This is a genomic window from Sorangium sp. So ce321 (assembly GCF_051530195.1).
Classification (GTDB): Bacteria; Myxococcota_A; Polyangia; order Polyangiales; family Polyangiaceae; genus Sorangium.
Window position 1 is genome coordinate 9,633,705 of record NZ_CP150329.1, and the last position, 26,230, is coordinate 9,659,934.

The 26,230-nt window shown below is 70.6% G+C and carries 18 protein-coding genes and 1 pseudogene; 10 read left to right on the forward strand and 9 right to left on the reverse strand.

Annotated features, from left to right (window positions below):
* Positions 1–86 precede the first annotated feature (86 nt).
* Complete coding sequence (locus tag WME89_RS35445) at positions 87–830, forward strand: hypothetical protein (protein ID WP_438004068.1); 744 nt, start codon at positions 87–89, stop codon at positions 828–830.
* A gap of 376 nt (positions 831–1,206) precedes the next feature.
* Here the strand turns inward: WME89_RS35445 and WME89_RS35450 are convergent, their stop codons facing one another.
* Together WME89_RS35450 and WME89_RS35455 are read right to left on the reverse strand one after the other, a co-directional pair.
* Entirely contained in the window at positions 1,207–2,868 is a 1,662-nt protein-coding gene (locus tag WME89_RS35450; protein WP_438004069.1) for a hypothetical protein, read from the reverse strand.
* Between the two features lie 397 nt (positions 2,869–3,265).
* Positions 3,266–4,789 carry a choice-of-anchor L domain-containing protein gene (locus WME89_RS35455; RefSeq protein WP_438004070.1) on the reverse strand — a complete coding sequence of 508 codons (1,524 nt, stop codon included), beginning with the start codon at positions 4,787–4,789 and terminating at the stop codon, positions 3,266–3,268.
* A gap of 1,016 nt (positions 4,790–5,805) precedes the next feature.
* Between WME89_RS35455 and WME89_RS35460 the strand changes: the two genes are divergently transcribed.
* Together WME89_RS35460 and WME89_RS35465 are read left to right on the forward strand one after the other, a co-directional pair.
* Positions 5,806–6,312, forward strand: a complete 507-nt coding sequence (locus tag WME89_RS35460) for a hypothetical protein (protein WP_438004071.1) — start codon at positions 5,806–5,808, stop codon at positions 6,310–6,312.
* Positions 6,313–6,462: 150 nt separating this feature from the next.
* Complete coding sequence (locus WME89_RS35465; RefSeq protein ID WP_438004072.1) at positions 6,463–6,948, forward strand: hypothetical protein; 486 nt, start codon at positions 6,463–6,465, stop codon at positions 6,946–6,948.
* 193 nt (positions 6,949–7,141) lie between these two features.
* Here the strand turns inward: WME89_RS35465 and WME89_RS35470 are convergent, their stop codons facing one another.
* Positions 7,142–9,568 carry an FG-GAP-like repeat-containing protein gene (locus WME89_RS35470; protein WP_438004073.1) on the reverse strand — a complete coding sequence of 809 codons (2,427 nt, stop codon included), beginning with the start codon at positions 9,566–9,568 and terminating at the stop codon, positions 7,142–7,144.
* Between the two features lie 772 nt (positions 9,569–10,340).
* Here WME89_RS35470 and WME89_RS35475 point away from each other — a divergent pair.
* A complete protein-coding gene (locus tag WME89_RS35475) occupies positions 10,341–10,886 on the forward strand; it encodes a hypothetical protein (protein WP_438004074.1) in 546 nt (181 codons plus the stop codon).
* Positions 10,887–11,048: 162 nt separating this feature from the next.
* Here the strand turns inward: WME89_RS35475 and WME89_RS35480 are convergent, their stop codons facing one another.
* The 3 genes from WME89_RS35480 to WME89_RS35490 are packed head-to-tail and all read right to left on the reverse strand — an operon-like array spanning position 11,049 to position 13,761.
* Positions 11,049–12,020, reverse strand: coding sequence for a D-2-hydroxyacid dehydrogenase (locus WME89_RS35480; RefSeq protein WP_438004075.1), 972 nt, complete (start codon positions 12,018–12,020; stop codon positions 11,049–11,051).
* Positions 12,021–12,031: 11 nt separating this feature from the next.
* Positions 12,032–12,817: an aldo/keto reductase gene (locus WME89_RS35485; protein ID WP_438004076.1), complete on the reverse strand. Its 786-nt coding sequence runs from the start codon at positions 12,815–12,817 to the stop codon at positions 12,032–12,034.
* Positions 12,818–12,837: 20 nt separating this feature from the next.
* Positions 12,838–13,761: a GNAT family N-acetyltransferase gene (locus tag WME89_RS35490; RefSeq protein ID WP_438004077.1), complete on the reverse strand. Its 924-nt coding sequence runs from the start codon at positions 13,759–13,761 to the stop codon at positions 12,838–12,840.
* 175 nt (positions 13,762–13,936) lie between these two features.
* Here WME89_RS35490 and WME89_RS35495 point away from each other — a divergent pair, with 175 nt between their 5' ends.
* On the forward strand, positions 13,937–15,715 hold the full coding sequence (locus WME89_RS35495; protein WP_438004078.1) for an SUMF1/EgtB/PvdO family nonheme iron enzyme: 1,779 nt from the start codon (positions 13,937–13,939) through the stop codon (positions 15,713–15,715).
* Positions 15,716–15,778: 63 nt separating this feature from the next.
* Positions 15,779–16,606: an ABC transporter ATP-binding protein gene (locus WME89_RS35500; protein WP_437619033.1), complete on the forward strand. Its 828-nt coding sequence runs from the start codon at positions 15,779–15,781 to the stop codon at positions 16,604–16,606.
* A 69-nt stretch (positions 16,607–16,675) separates the two neighbouring features.
* Here the strand turns inward: WME89_RS35500 and WME89_RS35505 are convergent, their stop codons facing one another.
* Positions 16,676–17,020: a DUF5615 family PIN-like protein gene (locus WME89_RS35505; protein ID WP_437500003.1), complete on the reverse strand. Its 345-nt coding sequence runs from the start codon at positions 17,018–17,020 to the stop codon at positions 16,676–16,678.
* 3 nt (positions 17,021–17,023) lie between these two features.
* Positions 17,024–17,356, reverse strand: coding sequence for a DUF433 domain-containing protein (locus WME89_RS35510; protein WP_438004079.1), 333 nt, complete (start codon positions 17,354–17,356; stop codon positions 17,024–17,026).
* Positions 17,357–17,783: 427 nt separating this feature from the next.
* Here WME89_RS35510 and WME89_RS35515 point away from each other — a divergent pair, with 427 nt between their 5' ends.
* From WME89_RS35515 to WME89_RS35525, 3 genes and pseudogenes are all read left to right on the forward strand, one after another.
* The gene (locus WME89_RS35515; protein WP_438004080.1) at positions 17,784–20,990 is read left to right on the forward strand and encodes a CARDB domain-containing protein; all 3,207 of its coding nucleotides are present in this window, start codon (positions 17,784–17,786) and stop codon (positions 20,988–20,990) included.
* Positions 20,991–21,121: 131 nt separating this feature from the next.
* Positions 21,122–23,050, forward strand: coding sequence for an ABC-F family ATP-binding cassette domain-containing protein (locus tag WME89_RS35520; protein WP_438004081.1), 1,929 nt, complete (start codon positions 21,122–21,124; stop codon positions 23,048–23,050).
* 31 nt (positions 23,051–23,081) lie between these two features.
* Positions 23,082–23,159, forward strand: a pseudogene (locus WME89_RS35525) (hypothetical protein); the annotation flags it as partial.
* 235 nt (positions 23,160–23,394) lie between these two features.
* Here WME89_RS35525 and WME89_RS35530 read toward each other — a convergent pair.
* Positions 23,395–25,566, reverse strand: a complete 2,172-nt coding sequence (locus WME89_RS35530) for a catalase (RefSeq protein WP_438004082.1) — start codon at positions 25,564–25,566, stop codon at positions 23,395–23,397.
* A 221-nt stretch (positions 25,567–25,787) separates the two neighbouring features.
* Between WME89_RS35530 and WME89_RS35535 the strand changes: the two genes are divergently transcribed.
* Positions 25,788–26,210: a DUF1810 domain-containing protein gene (locus WME89_RS35535; protein WP_438004083.1), complete on the forward strand. Its 423-nt coding sequence runs from the start codon at positions 25,788–25,790 to the stop codon at positions 26,208–26,210.
* The last annotated feature ends 20 nt before the right edge of the window (positions 26,211–26,230 follow it).

Genomic DNA, 26,230 nt, shown 5'->3' on the forward strand with positions numbered 1-26,230 from the left:
CAGCGCCAGATCCCTGCCACGACCTTGCGAAGGGCAGCCGCGCTCGGCAAGCATCAGCCCGTTTTGCTCAACCCAAGGAGGCGCCTGTGGCAGACCCCTACATCGATCCTTTCGAGACGAAGATTTACGGGAAGTTCGCGCGCGAGCAGATGGCCGCGGTCCTGATGGGCAAGCTCCCTGCCCTCGACGGCATGGTCGAGTTCGCGATCGGCAAGCAGCTCATGGCCGATCAGGCGATCACGAACGTCCTCGACCGGCAGCCCAAGCCGGCGCCGGAGCTCGACAGCAGCGAGGTGCTCGAGGAGGCCCGGGACGTCATCGTGCGGTTCGCCTCGTACCTCGACTCGCTGAAAGGCAGGCCGGTCGATCCCAGGCTGTTCTTTCGCGGCGAGACGCCGAGCGTCCTCGCGCGCCGGCGGATCACGAAGCTCACCGCCGCGGTCGGGCACATCGCCGACGAGCTCGAGAGGCAGCGCGAGAAGGTCCGGGGCGCGGAGGTGTGGCTGGCCGAGCTCAGGGAAGCGCACGAGAAGCTCGGGATCATCGAGCGGCAGCAGCGCGCCACGCGCGTCGAGCGGCTCGAGCTGGGCCCGGAGGTGTCGACAGCGCGCGAGGCCTGGCTCGGCGTGTACAACGCCAACAAGAACCTCGTGCGCGGGCTGCTCGCCCACCTCGGCAAGCCGGAGCTCCTGCCGCTCATCTTCGACGACCTCGCCGAGGTCCACCGCGCGAGCGGCGTGAGCGACGCGCTCCCGCCCGGCCAGCCGGCCACGCCGCCGGAGTCGGCGGCCGCGCCGCCCGCCCAGCCGGCGCCCTCGCCAGACGCGTGAGCCCGCGGCCCGCTGCAACGCTTGATGCAAGCGTTGCAGCGGGCGACTCGGCCGTTGCAACGCTTGATGCAAGCGTTGCAACGGCCGACTCGATCGCCGAGTCGGCCGTTTCAAGGCTTGAGACGGCCGACTCTGTGGCCCAGCGGGGCGTTTCAAGGCTTGAGACGGCCAACTCGGCGGCCGAGAAAGCCGTTTCAAGGCCTGAAATCGCCGACTCGGCGACCGCGTCGGGCGTTTCAAGCCTTGAAGCGGGTGACTGCGCGCCCGGGAAGGCGATCTCAAGGCTGAAGGAGGCATTCGCAAGGGCGCGCCGCACCCGCGCGTGCGATCGCAGCGCTCCTCCGCCGCCGTCTCCCCCGCCGCCGCCGTCTCCCCCTCAACCGAGCCCTGCGCACGCGAGCGCCACCACGAGATCGTCGACCAGGGCCTGGTCCGCTGTCAGTCGCCTGACGAGGGCCCGGGGATCCCGCGCGGCGTCGGGCAGGATGGCGGTGAGCTCGCAGGCGGCGGCGCGGGCTTCGGCCAGGCGGCCGAGGCGGGCCAGGGCAACGGCGCGGTCGAGCGCGCTCCAGGCGAGGTGGAGGGGGACGATGGCCTCGGCCTCGATGAGGGCAGCCGCGTGGTCGCCGCGGCGATAGGCGTCGAGCGCGAGGGCGTGGTGGACGGCGGCGGGATAGCGCTTCGCCAGGCGCTGGTGGTTGCGGAGGATGACCGTGCCGCGCTCCCAGTCACCGGCGAGCGCGAGGACGAAGCCCGTGAACATGAGCGACCCGTCGAGCTTCAGGGCGATCTCGGCCTCGGCCAGCGCCCCCGGACCGTCGCCGGCGTCGAGCAGTACGAGCGCGAGCGCCTGGCGGGCATGGGCCAGCTTGGGCTCGAGCGCCACGGCCCGGCGCGCATGATCGGCGGCCTGGCGAAGGTCGTGCTCCCTCCCCGCCGCCGTCCACGACGAGAGCACCTGAAAGAACGCGGAATACACCAGCAGCACGCCGTCATCGGGATCGCGGTCGAGAAAGCGCGCGCAGTGGCCCGCGAGCTCGGCTTGCAGGTCGCCATCGAAGGTGGCGAGCCACCGGGGAAAGCGCAGGAGCACTTCGTACGCCGAGCGGGGCGGGTGGACGGAGCGCTCCTCGGACTCGATGGCATGGACCGCGCCGAGGGGCAGCGTGACGAGCAGGGCCGTGATCTCGCGGGCGATCTCGTCCTCGACGGCGAACAGGCGGCCGTCGACGTCATAGCGATCGAACGCTTTGCCCCACACCTGGATCCCGCGCGTTGTGTCGTGGAGCTTGACCGTCACGCGGACCGCGCCGGGGATGAGGCGCACGCTCCCCTCGACCACGTAGCGCGCCCCCCGCGCCTCGGCCTCATCCAGGGTGGCAGCGCGCGAGAGCACGCGCACGCGCGGGGCGCGAACGAAGAGGTCGCCGAGCCGGTCGGTCAGGCCGTGGGCGATGGCGCGGCTCCGCGTGCCGGTCGTGCCCGGCACCGGCGGCTCGCTCTCCGACGCGTCCGCGTTCAAGGAGGCGGAGACGGCGGCGATCGAGGTAAAGGGGAGGATCGCCACAACGGGCCCGTCGACGCTGGTCGGGATGCTCCCCGATCGGGGGGACGATGGCGCAGGCCAGTCGGCAGGCTGCGAATCCATCGGGGGGCGCGGGGAGACCGAGGGCTGGGCGGGGTCGGTCGCGGCCGGCCCGATCGCGAAGACGGGGGCACAGCGGCCGCGCGGCAGCTCGATGCGCACCGTGGCGGTGGGGCTCGCGGCGTAGTAGCGCTCGAGGGCGCGCCGGAGCTTGCTCATCTCGACGCGCACGATCGAGTCCTCGACGGAGTCGAAGCCGTCGGGCCGATCGAAGACGCGGGTGGCGAGGAGAGGCGCGCGCAGATCGGCGCCGCGCCCCGCGAGGGCCTCGCCGACCACGAAACGGAGCAGCCGGATCTGCCGCGCCGACCCACCGAACACCGGACTCGCCACCACCCGCTCCAGCTCGGCCACGACGGCCGCGTGCTGGGCGCTTCGCGGAGAACGCTTCATTCGTGGGTGCATCGTCACCCGTGGCGCTTCTGGACGCAACGGCGTGAATCGGCCCGATTCAACACCCCGGCGGACAGCGGGGGGCGCCTCGCACCACGCCCGACTGTTCCGCCGCGGAATGGCGCTCATCCCCTTCCGCAGCTTCGTGGACACCCTCCGACGGCAGAACGAGGCAGGGATGGGACGAAGAAAGAGGAGGGCGTTCACGCCCGAACTCAAGGTGGAGGCGGTACGCGCGTTCTTCGCGAGCGAGCCGTGATCCACCCGGGTGGCGAGGATGCTGGAGGAGACGGGGCCAAGGAGGGACCCGCCGCCGAAGGCGGCGAGCGTGAGCGCGCGGGCGCTGGGGCAAGGGGCGCGCGAGGGGGGATGGTCGCGCGCCCGGGTAGGGGCTCGTTCAGTGCGTGTTGAGCCAGTCGTCCATGGCGCTGATGCTGCAGCCGTGCTTCACGTGCCCTTGGCCGAGGCCGAGCTCATCGATGATCTGCTCGCAGCTGCAGCCGCCGGTGTCCTCGATCGTGTAGCTCCTGCCGGGGCCGGTTCCGTTCGACGACACCGTGTCGAACACGCCGTCGCCGTCGATATCGGCGAACCTGTTCACGCCGAGCTTCACGGTGGGGACGCCCTCCGGGAGCACGGTGCCGGCGCAGAGGTCCACGTCACCGCAGACAGCGTCGCCGTCCGCGTCGTTGTCCACGTCTGCTGGGCAGCTGTCGCAGATGTCGCCGAGGCCGTCGCCGTCGGAGTCGGTCTGGGCGCCGGGCACGCCCTGGCAGCTGTCGCAGACGTCGCCCACGCCGTCGCTGTCCGCGTCCAGCTGGCTCGCGTTGGAGGTGGTCTGGCAGTTGTCGCAGACGTCGCCCACGCCGTCGCTGTCGGCGTCCAGTTGGCTCGCGTTGGAGGTGGTCGGGCAGTTGTCGCAGGCGTTGCCCAGCCCGTCGCCGTCGTCCTCGGCCTGATCCGGGTTGGCGACGCCGACGCAGTTGTCGACCGGGTCGCAGACGTCGTCGGCATCGGCGTCGACGCAGCAGACGTTGTCCTCGTCGATCGCGCTGTCGCAGTCGTTGTCCACGCCGTCGCAGGCCTCCTGCTCCCCGGGGTTCGTGGACGGGTCCGCGTCATTGCAGTCGACGCACGAGCTGTAGCCGTCGGCGTCACCGTCGATGTCTCCGCAGGCGACCGTGCCGGTGCAAGCGCCGATGCAGCCGCCCAGCCCGCCGAGGAACACCCCGCTGTCGAGGGCGTGATCGCCGCCGTCGCAGATCACGATCTGCAGCACGTGCGCGCCGGGCGCCGCGAGCGCCTGCGTGGTGAGGAGGCCCGTCGATCCGCCGTACTCGGTCTCGGTCGCCGGCGCCACGACCACGCTCCCGCCGCTGAAGAACGGGCCGTTGATGGTGATGGGGGCGTTGTTCTCGTCGAAGACGATCTGCACCCCGTCCAGGTAGACGCCGTAGACGTCATTGAACGCCGGGCTGCCCACGAAGACCGGGTACTCGTCCGAGCCGAAGATGGACTGGAACGAGATCCCGCTGAAGCCCGGCGCGAGATCGAAGTTGATGGTCAGCTTGGCGGCGTCCTGGCTCACGATGCCCGGGATCAGCGCGTTGCAGAGCGGATCGCCGGGCAGGCCATTGTTCTGGTTGGCGAATCCGTCGTCCGGGGGCAGGGCGAGCGACGCACCCCCGGACGTCAAGATCGCGCCGTCCGCGATGCCGAGCGGACCGTCGGAGTACGTGCCCGAAGCGGTCGCCGCGCCGCTGTAGCTCGTGGACGTCACGTTGATCGCGCCCCCGGACGCCACCAGGGCGGAGGTCAGCGCGCCGGCGTCAGTGGTCGTCCCGATGGTGAGGCTGAACGCGCTGCCCCCGTAACCGAGGCACAATAACGCTGCGCCGGTAGCTGCAAGCTTTCTCATCATGTTCTCCTTATGTGGACTCAAGATCGATGCTGGTGCAAATACGCCGTTTTCGGAGGTGATGTCGAGGCAGGCCCCTGCGCGTCTTTCGCGTTTCGCGCGCGCCGCCGCACGAGCCACCGGCTCCCGTGCTGAAATCGCGCCATGGCGGGGCGCATCTTCGTGCGCTACGGGCTCATCCGCGTCGTTCGGCTCGCTGCGGCGTACTTTCGTACGCCTCACTCGCCTGCCTAGCGGCTGAGCCCGTATCACGCGAATCTGCACCCCGCTAAAATCAGGGCACACCGCCTCATCGGGCCCGTTTGCCCGGTATCGCGAACACCGCGGTACCGGGCGCGAGCAAGCCATCGAGCCCAGTCGTGCGCCGCCGCCGCTGCGGCCTGGATGCCTCAGCTGCGGAGCGCGCCCCTCACCCTCCTGAACGACCGCTGACACTTCGTCGCAACCGACGAAGGGGCGGCGATTCGTATACTACTCACCAGGCGAGCCATGTAAATCAAATAACACGTTCACCCACTTCATGACCGTTCATGGACAGACGCTGCCGTTTGTGCACGGGCGATGTCGCTGTTGGCACTCCTGGCTTGGCACGTCCTGGGCCGCGATCCGCTCACTCCGCCGAGCGCGATCGACGGTGAGCTACCCGCACGTCGCGCCTCGCACCACACCGGCCGTTCCGTCGCGAAATACGCGAGAAGCGGCGCGATGCGCGGACGGCGATGTGATTCACAGTGAATTCACAGTGAAACAACGTGACGGGCCGCTGAGCCGACATTTACCGTGCGCGAGGGGGCCGTCGCGACGCTCGGGGGCATCGGCACGGGTCTGGCCGTCTGGGGCGTCGATCCGGTCGCGCTCTTCGACGCCGCGCCCCGCGAGGTGCAGCCCGCGCTCTCGCCGTCGCTGCTCGGCCAAGCCCCGATCCCGAGATCGCTGGATCCGTGCTCCTTCACTTCCCGTCGACAGGCGGCCCACGCGTATGATTGCATGACTATTTCGTCACAAAGGAGCTTTCAACGATGCCTATCTCTCGAGTTCAGCTTGCAGCCGCGGCGCTCGCCGCAGCGATCGGGGGGCTTTTCGCTGGCGCCGGGGGCGCTTCCGCGGAGGGCACGGACTTCGCCGGAACCTACGTGGCGAGCCTCCCGGATCGAGCGGAAATCCTGCACCTTCACCGGGACGGCACGGCCGGGATGACCCTCTCGGATCAGGTCACGTTCGGCGCCGGCGGGTTCACGTTCAGCGACAGCCTGGGCTCCTGGAGGCGCGCGGGGAGCCACACGATCTCCATGCGCATGCTCAACCTCAACTTCGATCTGACCGGCGCAGCGCCCGCGTTCTCCGGGATCGCCGTCGTCGACTACGTCCTGGTGTTCGCGCCGGACAAGGACACGTTCACGGCGAGCTGCCAGGGCAAGATCTTCGCCACGGGCGTCGACCCGGTCGATCCAGGCGCCACTCCGATCACGGAGTTCGATTGCGCGTACCTGGATGGATATCTCTACCATCGGTCGTCCGCGCCGTAGCTCTCCGCACCAAAAACGCCTCCGGCGGCGCCACCGCCGTGAGATAAGAGATAGTTTCTCCATGCCCGTTTGAACGGACCTGTCGCGGCGCCCTGGCGCGAGGACGCGCCGGGACCGCGCGCCCTGGTCCATGGAAAGGATCGAAACCGTATGCACAAGAGGCTCCTGTTCGCTCTCTCGCTGCTCCCGCTCGCGGCCTTCGGGCTCGCCCTCTGGCCGGCGCCCACCCTGGCCAGCGGCTTCCCCGCCAGCTGCGCCGGGACCTACCTGATCTCCGAAGCCGGCGGGGCCAGGGATTTCTGGACGTTCGCGGCCGACGGGTCCTTCTTCGGGACCACCTCGACCCAGCCCCTCTACAATTTCTCGAACCAGCAGGGGAGCTGGGAGAAGGTCGGTAACGAAGGCGCTCGGGGCGCCCTGTTCGCGTTCGTGTACGACGAGGACAACACCCTGATGACGACGGCGCGGATCGAACTCGTCGTCGACACGGTCGGTCAGGGCTGCGACGAGATCGCCGGCTCCCTCGTCGTGCGAACCTTCGAGGAGGGGGAAGATCCGCTCGATCCTTCGAGCGACACCGGCGATCCCATCGCGTCCGACACCTTCACCGGCCGGCGCGCGAAGCCGAGCCCCTGACGGCCTCCGCGCGGCGGTGTCCAGGAAGCGATCCGCTTTCTCCCCCCACCTCACAGACATCCTACAACGTGCCTGCGGGAGGGGGGAGACCGTGAGTCGCGCCGCCGAGCTTCAGGGACCGCTACGTGTCGGTACGGCCGGTCTCGTCAGTAGACGACCCAGACGATACGCAGCGTGAGGGCGAAAAGGCGGGTCAGAGTCCGTTGGGGATCACGGTGACGGTGCCGGATGCCCTGTTGGTCAGGACGAGATCGTCGTAACCATCGCCATCCAGGTCCGCGGCGGCGATGGCATTGAGGCCGGGCGAGGCGCCGGTCGGGACGACGGGGCCCGAGGTGAAGGCCCCGCTGCCGTTGCCGGTCATCGGGCGGACGCCGCCCGAGGAGGTGGTGACCAGGATGTAGGCGTCGAGCTTGCCATCGCCGTTGAAATCACTGGCCACGACCCCCAGCGCCGAGTTGGCGATCGGGCTGGGCGCGGCGGCGGACTGAACGCCGCTCGCGAAAGTGCCGCTGCCGTTCCCTTTGAAGAAGAAGAGGAACCGGCCGGCCGCGCCGTTCGAGAGAATGTCGAGCTTGCCGTCGCCGTCGGCGTCGCCGAAGGCGATGCCCGCCGTCTGGCCGTTGGCCGAGTTGGCGTAGGCGACCGGCGCGGCGAACGAGCCGTTGCCCTGGTTGATGAGGATCGACAGGCGTGCGGAGGCGGGGCTCGTCACCACGATATCCGAGAAGCCGTCGCCGTTCAGATCACGGCAGGCGATGGTCGACTGCACGCCGCCGGTCCCCACGATGGGGATGAGCACGGGCGCGCCGAAGCTGCCCGCGCCGGTGCCGAAGATCACGCTCACCCGGCTCAGGGTCACGCTGGTGGTGGCGATGTCGGCCGCCCCATCGTGATCGAAGTCCCCGGTGCAGAGGTGGACGGAGCCCGGGCTGCCGGTGGTGAAGCTCGTCGGCGCGCCGAAGGTACCGGGCGCGCTCGGGCCCAGGTTCCGGTAGACGCTGATGCTCCCGTTGATGAGGGGCAGGTTGGCCTGGCCGTCGACGGTGACGGCGTCGAGCCACCCGTCGCCGTCCACGTCCACCGCCACGACCGCGTTGCTGGAGAGCGGGGCGCCCGTGGAGTAGAGCTCCGGCTGGACGGTCGCGTCGCCGTTGCCGTGGAATACGGAGAGCGACCCGGAGGGGGTCAGCAACGATCCGGATTCGCCGTTGGCCACCAGGATGTCGAGCTTGCCGTCGCCATTCACATCGGCGACCGCCGGAGCCAGCGGGTTGTGGGGGTCGGAGACGTTGATCGGCGTGCCGGGGACCTGACCGGTGGGCGGGGTCTGGCAGCCACCGTTCGAGCAGATTTCACCCGTGGCGCACGCGAGGTTGCAGGCGTTGCAGTGGGAGGCGTCGCTCTCGAGGTTCACCTCGCAGCCGTCGGACGTGAGCCCGTTGCAGTCCGCGAGGCCGCCTTCGCAAGCCTCGCAGTTGGCCCCCTCGTAGGTGAGCGCGCACTCGCAGGTGTAGCTGTTGATGCCGCCGGTGCAGGTCCCGCCGTTCTGGCACGGGTTGGGCGCGCACGGGTCGATGCCCGTGCACGTCACGCCGTCGCCTTCGTACCCCGCGTCGCAAGCGCAGGTGAACGAGCCCGACGTGTTGGTGCACGTCGCGTTCGCGTCGCAGTTGGCCGTAGCGGCGGCGCACTCGTCGACGTCCGTGCACGTGACGCCGTCGCCGGAGTAGCCCTCGTCGCAAGCGCAGGTGAAGGAGCCCGGCGTGTTGGTGCACGCAGCGTTCGCGCCGCAGTTGTCGGTGCCCAGGGCGCACTCGTCGACGTCCGTGCACGTGATGCCGTCGCCGGAGTAGCCCGCGTCGCAGGCGCAGGTGAAGGAGCCCGGCGTGTTGGTGCACGCAGCGTTCGCGCCGCAGTTGTCGGCGCCCAGGGCGCACTCGTCGACGTCCGTACACGTGATGCCGTCGCCGGAGTAGCCCGCATCGCAAGCGCAGGTGAAGGAGCCCGGCGTGTTGGTGCACGCAGCGTTCGCGCCGCAGTTGTCGGTGCCCAGGGCGCACTCGTCGACGTCCGTGCACGTCACGCCGTCGCCGGAGTAGCCCGCATTGCAGGCGCAGGTGAAGGAGCCCGTCGTGTTGGTGCACGCCGCGTTCGCGTCGCAGTTGTCGGTGCCCAGGGCGCACTCGTCGACGTCCGTGCACGTGCCGCTCTGGCAGGTGAGGCCGTCGCAGCAAGGCACCGTGGCGTCGCACGGCGCGTTCACCGCCAGACAGCCAAGGCCGCCGCAGGTCGGGTCGTAGAGCGGCGAGCTCGGGTCGAGGCTGGTGACGTAATCGCCGGCATGGGCGCTGTGCCCGTTGATGCACGCCTGATCGCTGATGCGAACGATCGTGTACGGCTTCGTCCCGGAGCTGGTCTTATGACAGATCTGGACCGTACCGTTGACGTCGAAGTAGTTGCACTGCTCGGGGGTGAGCGCGCCGTGGGCTTCGCCCACGGCCTCGTCGTCATCGCCGTCGGCCGCGGAGGGGCCGGCGCTGGTGCAGCTCGCGAGCAGCAGGGTGGAGAAAGCCGGGATCGCTAGATAGGCGAGAAGAGAGCTCTTGAGAGAGCGCATGGGTTGTCCTCTGTTTTGGTTCAAGCGATGGGGTGCCGCGCGATGCCGAGCCTGCGCTGGCTGGAGAAACTTCAGGTCATCTAATTTGACAATTCAAGATCGATGCCAGCGTGAACACGTCGTTTGCGGCGGTGATGTCGAGGCAGGCCCCTGCGCGTCTTTCGCGTTTCGCGCGCGCCGCCGCACGAGCCACCGGCTCCCGCGCTGAAATCGCGCTAAAATCAGCGCACACCGCCTCATCGGGCCCGTTTCCCCGGCATCGCGCACACCGCGCTGCCAGGCACGAGCAAGCCCTCGAGCCGAGTCGTGCGCCGCCGCCGCTGCTGCCTGAAGGCCTCAGCTGCGGAGCGCACCCCTCACCCTCCTGAACGACCGCTGACACTTGGCCGCAACCGACGAAGGGGCGGCGGTTCGTATACTAATCGCCAGGCGAGCCATGTAAATCAAATAACGCGTTCACCCACTTCATGGCCGTTGATGGACAGACGCTGCCGTTTGTGCACGGGCGATGTCGCTCTTGGCACGTCCTGGGCAGCGACCCGCTCGATCCCCCGAGCGAGATCGACGGTGAGCTGCCGGCACGTCGCGCCTCGCACCACGCCCGACCGTTCCGCCGCGGAATACGCGAGGAGCGACGCGATGCGCGGGCGGAGATGTGATTCACAGTGAATTCACAGTGAAAGAACGTGACGGGCCGCTGAGCCGACGTTTACCGTGCACGAGGCGGCCGCCGCGACGCTCGGGGGCCCCATTCTCACAGGAAGGATGACCGATGCTCCGCAACGCGAAGATCAAGACGCTGCGAATCGCCCAGCTCACCGTGGCCACCATCATGACCGCCGCAGCCGCGGTGTGCATGACCCTCGCTGCACCCGCGCGTGCAGCGGTCATCGACGTTCAATGCGTGGGATCCTTCAACCGCTCCTTCAGCCCGGCCATCACCGTCGCCCCGCAGACTGTCACGGCGACCGAAGCCTTCGACTATGACACCTGCCTGATCGGCCCCAGCGCCACCGGCGCCGCCTCCGCCTCGCTATCCCTCAGCTGCGTCAACGTCACCGCGGGACCGCCGGTGACCGAGACTGTCACCTGGAACGACGCCACCGGCGGCACCAGCACCATCGCCTGGTCAGCCCCCACCATCGTCGGCCAGACCGTCCTCTTTACCGGGACCGTCACCGCCGGGCGCTACGCCGGAGACTCTGCCACCAAGATCACCTCCGGGATCAGCTATCTCGGCAGCGTCGTCGGATGCCTGCTCGGCACTCCCGTCAGCAACACCACAGGCCTGGTCGACAGCATCGTGCTCACCCAATGATTGCACGGGGGAAGGGACTCCAGATCTGAGACATCCCCTCGAATTCTTCGGAAAATTCACAGGGAGGCGGGGAGACGGGGAGGAAAATCTCCAAATACTCCCTGTCTCCCCGCCTCCCTGTTCAATTTTGCCGCTGAAAAGGCCCGCGCCCGCGCCTTCGCCTCAGATCACCCGGTCCTCGAGCGGCTCCCCGCGCTCGAACCGCCGCAGGTTGGCCAGGAAATGCTCCACCTGCGCCACCGGCTCCTCGCGCCGCCCGCCGGCGGCGTGCGGGGTGATGGTGCAGCCCGGCGCGCGCCACAGCGGGTGATCGGGCGGCAGCGGCTCGGGGTCCGTCACGTCGAGGTACGCGCCGGCCAGGCGGCGCGCCTCGAGCGCCTCGAGCAGCGCCGCCTGGTCCACGGTGGCGCCCCGGCCGACGTTGAAGAACCACGCGTCCGGGCGCATCCGCGCGAGCAGCGCGCGCGAGACGAGGCCGCGCGTGCCCTCGGCCGCGGGCAGGCTCGAGACGACATGGTCCGCCCAGGCAAAGGCGTCGCCGAGCGCCTCGGGCGCGACGACGCGGCCAGGCTCGTCGCCGTGGGGGCGGGCGCGCAGGATGCACAGCTCCACCTCGAACGGGGCGAGCAGCGCGGCGAGCCGACGGCCGATGGCGCCGAAGCCGAGGAGCAGCACCCGCCGGCCGCGCAGCAGCGCGCTCCTCGAGCGCACCGACGCGTCGGGCCAGCCGCGCGGGCCGAGCTGGTTCTCGATGCACTCGGGCAGACGCCGCGAGGCCGCGAGCAGGAACGCGAGCGCGTGCTCCGCGCACGGGTCGGCGTAGACGCCGCTGCTCGTCGTGAGGACGGCGCCGCGCGCGGCGAGCGCCGCGCGCACGGCCGCCACATCATAGCGCGTGTAGCCCGCGGTGCTGAGGTGCACCCAGCGCAGGCGCGGGGCCGCGCACACGTCGTCCGGGTGCGGCTGGCCGAAGACGACGTCCGCGCCCAGCACCACCGGATCCCGCCCGACGACGGCGAGGTTCTCCGCGGAGCGCGCGGCCGGCATCGCGAGCTCGTGCGGCCCGACGCCCTCCGCCAGCAAGCGCTCCACCTCCGCAGGGAACGTCATGGTGCAGGCGACGACCATTCGCATCGACGCCCCGCTCATCCGTGCACCGCGCGCCCGAACTCCCTCATCCACGCCTCCTCGTCCGACGTGAGCGGCCCCTTCGCGAGCGCGTCGAGGTTCTCCTCGATCTCGGCGCGGCTCTTCGGCCCCGTCAGCGCGAGATCCACGTGCGGGCTGGAGAGCTGGAAGCGATAGCAGTCGCCCGCCGTCATCGCCGGGCGCTCCCAGCCCTTCGGCTTCTTCAGGAGGCGCCGCCACGCCGTCGCCGTGTAGGCGAGGACGCTCGGCCGCGCGTCGCGCACGTGCGGGAAGATGTCCCGCTCCGCCCCGGGGTGCGCGGCGTTGTAGCGGATCATGAGCAGATCGAGCGGCGAGGAGCCCGCGAGCTCGCCTGCCCGCGGGCGGTCGTGGATGCTCACGCCGAACGCGCGCACCTTGCCGCTCTCGCGCAGGTGCAAGAGCTCGCGCTCCGTCGCGCTCGTCCACGCGGAGCCGACGCCGAGCCAGCCGAGCAGGTAGACGTCGAGGTGATCGGTCCCGAGCTCCCGCAGGAGCTTCTCGGCCCCCCTGCGCACGCCCCAGCCGAACCAGCCGACCTGCGCGACGCCGACCACCGCCACGCTGTCGCGGCGCCGCTCTAGCGCCTCGCGCAGCGGATTGCGGAGGCCGCCGGCGCGCAGGGTCCAGAAGAAGAGGTTGACGCCGCGATCCATCGCCGCGCGCACGCCGTCCTCGTCGATGCCGTAGTTCGCGGCGAGGCCGAGCCGGAAGATGCGCTTGCCGCGAAGCGCCGTCGGCGCGCGGTGGAGCCAGTCATCCATGCGGCGGATTCTACACCACCTCAGTCGATGTCGTCGTACTCGCGGTAGAGGAGCCCCGGGACGCGCGGGGTGCGGACGTCGAAGCCGAAGCTGCGATCGACCGCCTCGAAGAGCTCGATCCGCTGCGCGAGCGCCTCGGGCTCGCCGACGCAGGAGGGGCCGTGGCGCTCTCGCCAGCGGCCCTCGGAGCGGATGAGCGGGAAGCCGCGCGTGGCCAGGGCGACCGCGAACGTGCCCGGGGCGAGACTCGCCACGTCGGAGCGCTCGGCGCGACTGGCCTCCATCGACGGCGACTCCACCCATCCGAGCCGGTCGCCCTCGCGCGAGGCGCGGATGAGGTGCTCCTTGCGGCCGTCGACGACGACGCCGAACGTGGCCTCGCCGCCGTCGATCTCGATGTCGTACGCGGGCAGCCCGCGGCGCCACGTGAAGGCGAGCGCGTCCGCCCACCCGGCGACCCACATGCGCAGGCCGAGATAGAACCTCACCGCCGCCTGCCACGCCCAGGGGGTCCTCACGCCGAGGCCCTGCGCGCCGTGCGCCCGCGCGACCTCGTCCGCGCGGCGCAGCGCCGCGCTCGCGACGCCGCGGCCGCGGTGGGCGGACAGAACGTAGAGACTCGACACCTCCAGCAGCGTCCCGTTGAGGCCGCCCGTGGACAGCGCGATCGTCCCGACCCGACAGCCATCCTGCGTGAGCCAGTACGGGACCACGTAGCGCGCGCCCGCGTGAGGGGTCCCGAGCTGCGCCCCGTCGCGCGTCGCCCTGGGCTCCCACACGTCCCGCAGCTCGGCGCCGCGCGACGCCGGATCGACGCGCTCGAAGAAGCGGTTCTCGACGAGCGACGCGAGCTCGCAGTCCATCCACAGGCGCGTCTCCGCGTCGTCCATGGCCAGCCGCTCGATCGCGCCCCCCGCGACGAGCACGGCATGAACCGCGAGCATGCGCCGCTCTGCGCCGTCGTCCCCCACCGCTCGTGCGAGCGACGGTATCACAGGCGAGCCGGATCGCCCGCGCCCACAGCGCAGGATCGCGACGCCAGCGCGCCACCGGGCGACCGGCCCGCCACACATTCGCCGCCCACGGCCGCCCCGACCTGTGCGAGACTCCTGCCGACCGATGGGCCAGGACACCTCTCCCCGGTGCGCCGGCTGCAGCTCTCCGCTGCCGGAGAACGCCCGCTTCTGCCCGTCGTGCGGCCACCTCGTCACCGAGCCCGGCCCCGGCTACGCCCCGACGGCGTTCCCCGCGACGCAGCCCGGCGCCGTCGGGCTGCCGCCACCCTCTCTCCCGCTGCCGCCGGTGCGACTCCTGCCCGGGACGGAGATCAGCGTCTATCGCATCGAGACGACGCTCGGCGAGGGCGGCATGGGCGTCGTCTACCGGGCCCACGATCGGGCGCGCGAGCGCGTCGTGGCCGTCAAATGCCTGCACTCGAACCTGTGCGGCAACGCCGAGATCCGGCGGCGGTTCGCGCGCGAGGCGCGGGTGCTCCGCTCCTGGAGCCACGAGAACGTCGTCGCCGTCTACGACTTCGTCGAGCGCGATCACCTGCTCGCGATCGTCATGGAGTACGTCGAGGGGTCGACGCTGGTGCGGCACCTCGAGCGGTGGCGCGGGCGCATCCCGTTCCAGGAGATCCGCGCGCTGTTCGGCGGGGTCCTCGACGCCATGGACGAGGGGCACCGGCTGGGCATCATCCACCGCGACCTGAAGCCCGACAACATCCTCGTCACGGCCGGCAAGGAGGGGCTGACGCCCAAGATCGTCGACTTCGGCATCGCCAAGATCCTCGAGGGGACGACCTACACGCTGAGCGGCGCGTTCCTCGGGACGTGCTGTTACATGTCGCCCGAGCAGGTGAAGAGCCCTCACGCGGCGGACCCGCGCTCGGACATCTACTCTCTCGGCGTGACGCTCTACAAGCTCGCGACCGGGCAGGTGCCGTTCGACAGCCCCAACCACTTCGCCGTCATGATGGCCCACGTGGCCGATCCCCCGGCGCCGCCCTCGTCGCTCCGCCCCGACATCCCGCCGGCCCTCGACCGGCTCATCCTCGACGCGCTCGCGAAGGATCCGGCCGGGAGGCCGGCGTCGTGCGCGGAGTTCAAGGCGCGGCTCGACGAGGCGCTCGCGGAGTTCTCGCCCTCCCCGGCGCGGCCCTCGTCCGACGGGCGCGAGCTCGCGCCGACGGTCCGCGAGAAGACAGGCGAGCAGATGATCCTCGTGCCCGGCGGGCCCTTCCTCAGCGGGCAGCAGCGCCGGAGGGTCCATGTCGACGCCTTCTACATGGACCGGACGCCGGTCACGAACCGGCAGTTCAAGGCGTTCGTCGACGTGACCGGGTATCGCCCCGACGACCCCGACGCGAGCCGGTTCCTCTCCCATTTCAGGCGGGGCGAGATCCCCGCGGGCCTCGAGGACCACCCGGTGGTGTACGTGTCGTGGGACGACGCGCGGGCCTACGCGAACTGGGCCGGCAAGCGCCTGCCCACCGAGGCCGAGTGGGAGAAGGCCGCGCGCGGCACCGACGGCCGCAAGTACCCCTGGGGGCGCGCCGATCCGGGGCCGTCGCGCGCGAACCACGACAACCGCGAGGGCGGGACGGTGCCCGTCGGCTCGCTGCCCGCGGGCGCCTCGCCCTACGGCATCCTGGACCTCGCCGGGAACGTCTGGGAGTGGTGCGAGGACTACGACGATGCGCTGTTCTATGCAGACGGCCCCTCCCACAACCCGCGCAACACCCGGCCTCCGGACCGGCCGCTGCTCGTGATGCGCGGCGGCTCGTGGATGTACGGCGCGCAGTCGCTCCGCACCTGGGCGCGCACGAGCTTCGAGGCGCACTACCGCTTCGCCGGCGGCGGCTTCCGCTGCGTGCGCACGGCGTCGTCGAGCTGATCGGCGCGGCGGCTCACGAGCGCCTGGTCAACCGGCGGCGGCGCGGTTAGAACCGCCGGGCAGATGAAGAAGGCCACGGCGAGCGGCGGCGTCCGCGTGCGGCTGACCGGCATCCGGCGCGTCTTCCCGGTGCTGGACGACGCGGGCCGCGCGCTCGGGGGCGGCGCCTCCGGCGTCGTCGCGATCGACGGCATCGACCTCGACATCGCGCCGGGCGCGTTCGTCGCGCTGCTCGGGCCGTCCGGGTGCGGCAAATCCACCTTGCTGCGCCTCGTCGCGGGGCTGGACCGCGCCGACGCCGGCGCCGCGGTCGTCGAGGCCGAGGAGGGGGCGGGCGACGCTCGGCGCGCGCGCGCGCCCATCGCGTACGTCTTCCAGGACGCGCACCTCCTGCCCTGGCGGAGCGTCCTCGAGAACGCCGCGCTGCCGCTCGAGCTCGCCGGGGCGCCGCTCGAGGAGCGCCACGCCGCGGCGCGGGCCGCGCTCCTCCAGGTCGGGCTCGACGACGCGGGCGCGCGGTACCCGGCCGAGCTCTCCGGCGGCATGCGCATGCGCGTGTCGCTCGCCCGCGCGATGGTCACGCGCCCGCGGCTGCTCCTGCTCGACGAGCCGTTCGCCGCGCTCGACGAGCTCACCAGGGGCCGGCTCGACGATCAGCTGCGCGCGCTGTGGGCCGAGCTCGGCATGACCGTGCTCTTCGTGACCCACTCGATCACCGAGGCCGCCTACCTCGCCGAGCGCGCCGTCGTGCTGTCCCCGCGGCCGGCGCGCGTCGTCGCCGACCGCGCGCTGGAGCTGCCGGAGGAGCGGACCGCCGCGCTGCGCACCGAGCCGGCCTTCGCGCGCGAGGTGCGCGCGCTGCAGGAGGCGCTCGAGCGGGGCGGGGCGTGAGGCGGCGGCCGGGAGGCGACGGGCGCAGAGCCATCGCGCGCTTCTCACGGCGCGGCCGTCACCCTGCCGTCACGGGCTCCAGGGCCGGTTGACGCGGACGAGCTGCCCGGCCAGCGACGGGAGCGACGCTATCGCTTGGTGGACACGGGCAGCTTGGCCCTCGGTGTCCGGATCCTCGGCGCACACGACGATACCCGCGTGATCCGCGCGCTGCCGGTGCAGACGGATGAAGTCCCGTCGGTTCAGCGTGATGACGGCGCGACCCGAGCGCGCCGCGAACTCGAGGACCATCTCATCAGGTATCGCCTGTCCCGCATTCCCCGCCTCCTGCGTCGTGAGCACGTCGTGCCCCAGCGCCCGGAGCCCCTCCACGACCTGACGCGGGAAGTTCTCGTTTGCGTAGAACGATGCCATGAATCAGGCGTCCTCATTCTCCTGGATGGACCTCTCGACCTCCTCGGCGTGCGCGTCGACGTAGGACCAGGCATTCACGAGATCTGCGGCGCGGAGGGTCGGAAAGTTGTCGAGGATGCGGGCCTCGCTCCAGCCCAGGCGGCGATATCGTTCGAGTGTCCACACAGGAATGCGCGTGCGCACGATGCAGGCATCCCCGCCGCAGACGCCCGGTCGCTTCTCCACGCCGGCGAACGCACGTGTGATGGCGGGAAACAGCGTGCGCGCGAGCTGCGCCTTCTCGGCATCGCTGAGCCGCGCGAGCTCGTGCTCGAGATCCTGCAGGGTCACGGCCATGCGCTGGAGCGTAGGAGCAACACCTTCGCGAAGGAAGCCTGACGCAGCGCACATCGCCCGTGCCGCGCCTCGTGGCCGCTCCTGCCGGCGTCGAGCAGCTCCCCGGAGCACGCCACGTCCCCTGGGCGGCGAGCGCCGCGTCGCGAGCCGCGGAGCCGAGCGCGGCGCCCGGACCTGCACGGGACCGCACACCAGCGTGGCTCCCGCTGAGCCCGGCCCCTCCCGGCGGCGCTCGTCCCGCACGGCCCGCGGCCTCTCCTCTCCCGCGCCCCTGACCTCCGCCGCGAGCGACGCCCATCGTGGGCAGAGCTCCCACTCGGCGCACGAAGGCGCGCGCGAACGCGCTTCCATGCGGACTGCGCGCCCGTACAATCGCCTCATGCCCACGTGCCCCCGGCGATTGCTTCCCCTCGCGCTACCATGGTTTTTGCTCGCTGCAGCGGCCTGCAGCAACCCGGAGATCGTGACGCACCCGGGCGAGGGCGGCGGGGGCGGGGCCGGCGGCAGCACGATCGAGAGCACCGGCGTGTTCGTCGGATCGACGGTCGGCTCGGGCGGGACGGGCGGCGTCGAGCCCGGCTGTGAGGGCGTGGCGTGCCGGCCGGACCAGCACTGTGAGCTGGAGGACGAACAGCCCACCTGCGTCAACAACACCTGCGACGACCTCGCCTGCGGCCCCACCGAGGAGTGCCAGACGACCGCCGAAGGGGGCGCCATCTGCGTCGATATCGGCTGCCGCAGCGACCTCCAGTGTCCCCTCGATCGGTATTGCAACGGACCCCTCTGCGTCGCCGACGCCTGCACCGCCGGCGAGCGCACGTGCGACGGCGACAGCCTCAGGCTCTGCGTCTCGAACGGCAGCGACACGCGCGAGCTCTTCACGTGCGGCGGAGAGGCCTACTTCGAGAGCACGTGCACCGACGACGGCATGGGCAACGCCAACTGCCCCTGCGAGGACGACTGGGACTGCCCCACCTACGCCGCCTGCGAGGTCGGCTCCTGCTCCGGCACCGGCGCCGCGCCCACGTGCCTCCTGCCCCCGGAGCCGTTCGAGAGCGTCCTGCCGCAGATCGAGATCCAGTGGGGAGGGCAGAACCGCGCCAACTCGAGCGCCACCGGCAGCCCGTTCCCGACCTCGGCGCAGAACGTCATGACGCCGCTCGTCGCCAACCTCGACGACGACAACGGCGACGGGCTCATCAACGAGCTCGACTTCGCCGAGATCATCTTCTCGACGTTCTGCGGCTCGACGTACAGCAACAGCGGCGTCCTCCGCGCCATCCACGGCGGCGGCCCCAACAAGGGGCGCGACTACTTCGCGGTGCTCGGCGCGCAGGTGTGGCACGAAGGCAATCCGACCGACGTGGCCTACCGCTGCAGCGACGCGACGCTGCTGCCGACCGCCGCGCTGGCCGTCGGCGATCTCGACGGCGACGGCGTGCCGGAGATCGTCGCGATCACCGAGCTGTCCGGGCTCCAGATCTTCAGCAATACGGGCGAGACCCGGCTCCTCGCGAACAACCGCTGGACAGGTTACAACGAGCCGGCGCCGTCGATCGCCAACATCGACGGCGAGGGGCTCCCGGAGATCGTCGTCGGGGCGAACGTGTTCACGCTCCACGTCGACCCGGAGACCCGCGTGCTCTCGATCGTCGACCAGTTCAAGGGCATCCTGGCGCAGGGGATCCAGGGGGAAGCGTCGAACCCGCTCAACCGGCTCGGACCCATCACGTGCATCGCGAACCTCAAGGACGATCACCGGCTGGAGATCGTCGCGGGGAGCACCGTTTACGCGCTGCCCCGCCCGCCGACCGGCGTGACGAGCAGGGCCGGGTGCGCGCCCCCCTACGACGACGCGGAGGCGACGGCGTTCTGCAACGGGGAGCTCCTCGTGGTCTGGGACGGGCAGGCCGTCAACGGCGAGGACGACACCGGCGCGAAGGTGATCCCGGAGATCCACCGCGACGGGTTCTGCGCCGTGGCCGACGTCCTCGGGGCGGACCAGGCCGCCGCGCCAGGCCCGAGCAACCCGCTCGACCAGGTCCCGGAGGTGGTCCTGTTCAACAACGGGCAGTTCTTCGTGCTCAACGGGCAGACCGGCATGATCGCGCGCAACATGGCGATGGGCACGGGCGCCACGCGCGACGGCGGGGCGCCGAACGTGGACGACTTCGACGGCGACGGCTTCCCCGAGGTCGGCACGGCGTTCGGCCTCCGCTACATGATGCTCGACCTCCAGGCGCCGACCGCGGAGTGCCCCGCGTGGACCAACCCGCTCAACGACGCCGGCACGGGGGTGGCCAACCCCCCGCGGACGCTGAACGGGCGGGCGTGCAGCACCGACGAGGACTGCGGCGCCCCGGGCGCGGCGACGTGCAACCAGCAGACGGGCGCCTGCGTCTGCTACCACAACGGCTGGCAGCGCGTCACGGAGGACAACTCCAGCCGCTCGACCGGGTCGAGCGTGTTCGACTTCAACGGCGACGGCGCCGCCGAGGTCATCTACAACGACGAGTGCTACTTCCGCATCTACGATGGTGTGACGGGCGGCGTCCTGTTCAAGGAGCACTCGCCGAGCCGCACCCGCTCCGAGTACCCGATCGTCGCCGACGTCGACAACGACGGCAACGCGGAGATCGTGTTCGCCACCTCGAACGAGTCCAGCAACTGCGGCGAGGGCGTCGACTACAACAACGGCCTCGAGGTCTGGGGCGCGCAGAACGATCTCTGGGTCTCGGCCCGCCGCATCTGGAACCAGCACAGCTACCACGTGACGAACGTGCTCGAGAGCGGCGGCATCCCCGTGCGGGAGCCCGAGAGCTGGAAGACATACGGCGGCCGCGTCTACAACACCTACCGCTCGAACCCGCGGTCGTACGGCATCGCGCCGGACCTCACGCTGAGCGGCGTCCAGGTCTCGTCGCCCGACGCGGCCTGCGGCGAGCTCACCGACAACATCAACATCACGGTGCGCGTCGACAACCTCGGCGACCTCCGCGTCGGCCCCGGCGTCGTCATCAGCTTCTACGGCGAGTGGGACGACCCGGCCGTCGCGGAGCCGCTCTTCGACGCGGCCCTCGACCCGCTCCAGGCGGTCCTCCAGACCAGCATCGAGCCGCACAGCTCGCTGCTCCTGACGGTCGGCTACAGCGCCGGGAACAACCCGCAGGGGACGCTGCCCGCCCGCATTCGCGCCGTCGTCGACGAGGCCGGCAGCGAGCGCGAGTGCGACGAGGGCAACAACGAGCTCCTCTCGCCCCTCAACGCCGGCAGCGCGCTCCCGGACCTCCAGATCTCGATCGGCCGCGTGACCGACGCGAAGTGCACGTTGCAGCAGGTCGACGTCCCGACCACCATCACCAACGCGGGCTCCGCGCCGGCGAGCGACGTGCGCGTCCGCTACTACGCCGGCGACCCCGGCCAGGGCGGGACGGCGCTCCACGACGAGGTGATCCCGGGGCCGATCGCGCCGGGAGAGAGCGTGGACCTCGTCGCCACCATCGGCGAGTTCCCGTGGAACCTGTCGATCCTCATCTACGGCCAGGTCGACCCCGACAGCGCGATCGACGAGTGCAACGACGGGAACAACAAGGACGCCGCCTCGGACAAGGTCGAGTGCCAGCACGTCGACTGACACGCCGGCCGGCGCGCGGCTGAGACGCCCGCCGCGACAGCCGGCTCCCGCGCGGGGCCGCGGTGCTATGTCTGTGCGCCGCGCCGCCGCGACGCTCCTCCCGCCGCGCGGCCAGAGCCCCCCACAGCGCCATGCTCGGAACATCGAACCTCGCGAAATCATTCGGAGATCGGACCCTCTTCGAGGGCGTCTCGCTCAAGCTGAACTCGGGCTCCCGCTACGGGCTCGTGGGCGCCAACGGCTCGGGGAAGACCACCTTCCTCAAGATCGTGGCGGGCGACGAGCCCGCGAGCGACGGGAACGTCAGCATGCCGAAGGACGCCCGCGTGGGCGTGCTCCGGCAGGACCGGTTCCTCAGCGACGACGAGGTCATCCTGGATCTCGCGATGATGGGCGATCGCGTCGTGTGGGACGCGCTCGTCGAGTCGCGCCTCCTGGCCGAGGGCGGCGGCGGCGACCCGAGCCGGGTGGCCGACCTCGAGGACCGCATCCGCGCCCACGACGGCTACACGCTGGAGGCGCGCGCGAGCGCCGTCCTCGAGGGGCTCGGCATCCCCGTGGGGGCCCACCGGAGGCCGCTCTCCACGCTGTCGGGCGGCTTCAAGCTGCGCGTGCTCCTCGCGCAGGTCCTCCTCGGCGGCTCGGACGTGCTCCTGCTCGACGAGCCCACGAACCACCTCGACATCCTCTCGATCCGCTGGCTCGAGAAGTTCCTCGCCGGCTACAAGGGCTGCGCCGTCGTCATCTCCCACGACCAGCGCTTCCTCGACAACATCGCGACGCACATCCTCGACGTCGACTACGAGACCATCACGCTCTACACGGGCAACTACGCCGCCTTCGTCGTCGAGAAGCAGGCGATCCGCGAGCGCAAGCAGGCCGAGATCGCGCGCGCGGAGAAGATCATCGCCGACAAGCGCGCGTTCGTGGAGCGGTTCGGCGCCAAGGCGACCAAGGCGCGCCAGGCGCAGAGCCGGCTCAAGCAGATCGAGAAGATCGAGGTCGAGGAGCTCGCCGACACCTCGCGGCGCACGCCGGCGTTCCGGTTCGCGATCCAGAGGCCGAGCGGGCGGGACGTGCTCGAGGCGCGGGGGATCTCCAAGGCGTACGGCGCGAAGCAGGTGCTGCGCGACGTGTCGCTGTCGGTGCGGCGGGGCGAGCGGCTCGCGGTGATCGGGTCGAACGGGCTCGGCAAGTCGACCCTGCTCAAGATCCTCGTGGGCCGGCTCCAGGCCGACGCCGGCGGCGCGTCGTGGGGCCACGAGGCCCGCGTCGGCTACTTCGCCCAGGACCACCGCGAGCTGCTCGTCGACGGGTCGATGACGCCCCTCTCCTTCCTGTGGGCGGCGTGCCCCGACGAGTCGCCGAGCTATGTCCGCGGCCAGCTCGGCAAGGCGCTCTTCTCCGGCGACGACGTCGAGAAGAGCGTCGGCTCGCTGTCCGGCGGCGAGGCCGCGCGGCTCATCTTCTGCAAGATCATCGTCGAGCGGCCCAACGTGCTCGTGCTGGACGAGCCGACCAACCACCTCGACCTCGAGGCGATCCACGCGCTCGTCGAGGGGCTCAAGGCCTTCGAAGGGACGGTGCTCTTCGTCTCGCACGATCGCTTCTTCGTGTCCGAGCTGGCGACGCGCATCCTCGAGGTGACGCCGACGGGGCCGCGCGATTTCCCCGGCACCTACGAGGAGTACCTGGCCGGCTGCGGCGACGATCACCTCGACGCGGACACCGTGGTGCTCAAGGCGAAGCGCGAGCACCAGAAGGCCGCCGCGGCGCCCGAGGCGGGCGGCTCGTGGGAGGAGCAGAAGCGGCGGCGCAACCGGCAGAAGGAGCTGCCCGCGCGGCGCGACAAGGTGCTCGCGGCCATCGAGGCGGCCGAGGCGAGGAAGAAGGCGATCCACGACCTCTACTGCAGCGACGGGTTCTTCGAGCGCACGGGCCAGGCGGAGATCGCCGCGCTGAACGCCGAGGACGAGGCGCTCGGGCCGCGCATCGACGCGCTCATGGCCGAGTGGGAGCAGCTCGAGCAGGAGATCGGGGAGCTCGGGGCGGCTTCCTAGGGCGGCATTCGCTCGGGTTGGATGCCGACCTCTTTCGTCCTTCGTCCTTCGTCTTCCATCTGTCGTCTTCCGTCTTCCGTCTTCCCTCTTCCGTCTTCCGTCTTCCGTCTGTCTTCCCCGTGCGCGTGCGCGTGCGCGTGCGCGTGCGCGTGCGCGATTCCCCGGCGTCAGCGCGCACGCGCACGCGCACGCGCACGAAGGACGAGCACGGGAGACGGGAGACGGGAGACGGGAGACGGGAGACGGGAGACGGGAGACGGGAGACGGGAGACGGGAGACGGTTTACCAATTCCGGCTTGAAACCGCTCTCGGCGAGGGTGTTCGTCGCGCGGGGTGGAGCCCCGTCAGGCGGGGATCTGCGCGATGTCCTCGCGATCCCAGTGGCGGTGCTGCGCGATCGCGCGGAGGAGCTCCTGGCTGAACGGCGCGAGGCCCGCGGGGTCGCGCAGCGTGACCACGCCCTTGTCGGACAGGAGAGGTCCTGCGCTCGACGCGCCGGCCAGCGCCACGCCCTGGATGAGCGACGACGAGAGGAGCGCGACGCCCTCGCCCGTCGCCCCGATCGCCTTGCAGTGCTTGAAGGCCTCGTTGACGAAATGGAGCGCCTCGCCCATCGCCGAGAGCGCCTCGACGCTGGCGCGCCCGCCGGGGACGTAGACCGCGTCGAACATGACGGACTTCGCCGTGAGCAGCGTCATGTCCGCCTCCACCGCGCTGCCATCGTCGCCCGGGATCGGCCCGAGGCGCGTCGACACGACCCGCGCGTGCGCCCCGGCCGCCGCGAGCGCCGCCTTCACCGCCCCCAGCTCGGCGCCGCTGAACCCGTCGGCCGCGAGCACGGCGACGAGCCGGCTCTTCACCGTGTCCTTCACCGTGTTCTCCATGCTGAGCGCCGGCGAGGCGTCCACGGAGCGCTTGCCCGTGGCCCCGCCCTTCGAGGGCACCTGGGGCTGGCCCGCAGGCGGCGCGACGCCGACCCCCTCGGCGACCAGCCTGCCGAGCTGCGCGTCGACCTCGCCGAGCCGCGCGACCATGCGCTCGCGGATGGCCCTCGTCGCGACCTTGCCGAGCTCGAAGCGCGCCGCGCGGACCAGGTGCTTCTTCTCGGGCAACGAGAGGCTGTTCCAGAAGAGCCTCGCCTGGGTGATGTGGTCCTTGAAGCTCTCGCTCCGCGCGCGCAGCTTGAGCCCGAGGACCCGCTCGGCGTGGTGCACGAAGGCGCCCGTCTCCCACGACGCCGTCATCGGACAGCCGCCGGCGAGCGAGTTCGGGACGTAGTGCGCCCGGCCCTGCTTGATCCGCTGCTGCATGAAGCCGTCCTGGTTCTGGTTGTGGACCGGGGCCAGCGGGCGGTTGATGGGGATCTGCGGGAAGTTCGGGCCGCCGAGCCGCAGGAGCTGCGTGTCGAGGTACGAGAAGTTCCGGACGTGGAGCAGAGGATCGTCGGTGAAGTCGATCCCGGGCACGATGTTGGCCGTGTGGAACGCGACCTGCTCGGTCTCGGCGAAGAAATTGTCCGGGTTGCGGTTCAGCGTCAGCTTGCCGATGCGGCGGACCGGCACGAGCTCCTCGGGCACGATCTTCGTCGCGTCGAGCAGATCGAAGTCGAAGGCGAACTCGTCCTCTTCCTCGATGATCTGCACGCCGAGCTCGTACTCGGGGTGATCCCCCCGCTCGATGGCGTCCCAGAGATCGCGGCGATGGTAGTCCGGATCCCTGCCGGCGAGCTCCTGCGCCTCGTCCCAGACGTGGGAGTGCACGCCGAGGAGCGGCTTCCAGTGCAGCTTGACGAAGCGCGATTTGCCCTGCGCGTTGACGAAGCGGAAGGTGTGGACGCCAAAGCCCTCCATCATGCGGAAGCTCCGCGGGATGGCGCGATCCGAGAGCACCCACATGATCATGTGGGTCGACTCCGGCATGAGCGAGATGAAGTCCCAGAAGGTGTCGTGTGCGGACGAGGCCTGTGGGATCTCCCGGTCCGGCTCCGGCTTGATCGCGTGGATCACGTCCGGGAACTTGATGCCGTCCTGAATGAAGAAGACCGGGATGTTGTTGCCGACGAGGTCGAAATTCCCCTCCTCGGTGTAGAACTTCGTCGCGAAGCCGCGCACGTCGCGGACCGTGTCCGCCGACCCGCGCGAGCCGACCACGGTGGAGAACCGCACGAAGACAGGCGTCTTGACGCTCGGGTCCTGCAGGAACGCCGCCCTCGTGTACTCGGCCATCGACTCGTAGACCTGGAAGTAGCCGTGGGCCCCCGATCCGCGCGCATGGACGACGCGCTCTGGGATGCGCTCGTGATCGAAATGCGTAATCTTCTCGCGCAGATGGAAGTCCTCGAGGAGCGTCGGCCCCCTGGCCCCTGCCCTGAGCGAGTCGTCGGTGCTGTCGATCCGGATGCCCTGGTCGGTCGAGAGGACCGTGCCAGTCAGGTCCTCGCGGTGAGGCTCCAGGCTATCGACCTTGCTGTGCGCGCTGATCTCCGGGCTCGCGCCCTTCTTGCCTTGTTCGGCCATGCGTCCTCCTCATCCTCGCCTGGCGGATGCCGCTGCGCAGGTGGCGATTGGATGCAGGAGGGAGCCGCGCGTCGCAGGTGGGAGCAGATCGCTTTGCGGATCTCGAGCCTGCCCGGCCCCGGGTATGGGTTGGTCGCGGGTTCGACCGTGCGCTGGCGCTCGTCGCTGCGCCAATCGCCCCACCGACGACGAGATGCTAGTCTGGCGGCCGAGGAGCGCCCATGCCGGATCCGTACGACCTACAACGATTCGTGGACGCGCAGGCTCCGGTCTATGACCGCGTCCTGGCCGAGCTGCGCCGAGGACACAAGACCAGCCACTGGATGTGGTTCATCTTCCCGCAGCTGCAAGGCCTGGGCTACAGCGCGATGGCTCGAAGGTATGGCATCGCCTCGAAGGCCGAGGCCGAAGCCTATCTGCAGCACCCGACGCTCGGCCCGAGACTGCTCGAGTGCACTCGCCTCGTGAACCAGATCGAGGGGTGTTCGCTGTACGATATCTTCGACAGCCCCGATGACATGAAGTTCTGCTCGTCGATGACCCTCTTCGCCCGCGCGGCTCCCGACGAGGAGACGTTCCGCGCGGCGCTCGACAAGTATTGCGGTGCCGAGCCCGATCCGCGGACGCTCGCGCTGCTCGAGTAGCGCTGGGCGCCGCCGGTCTG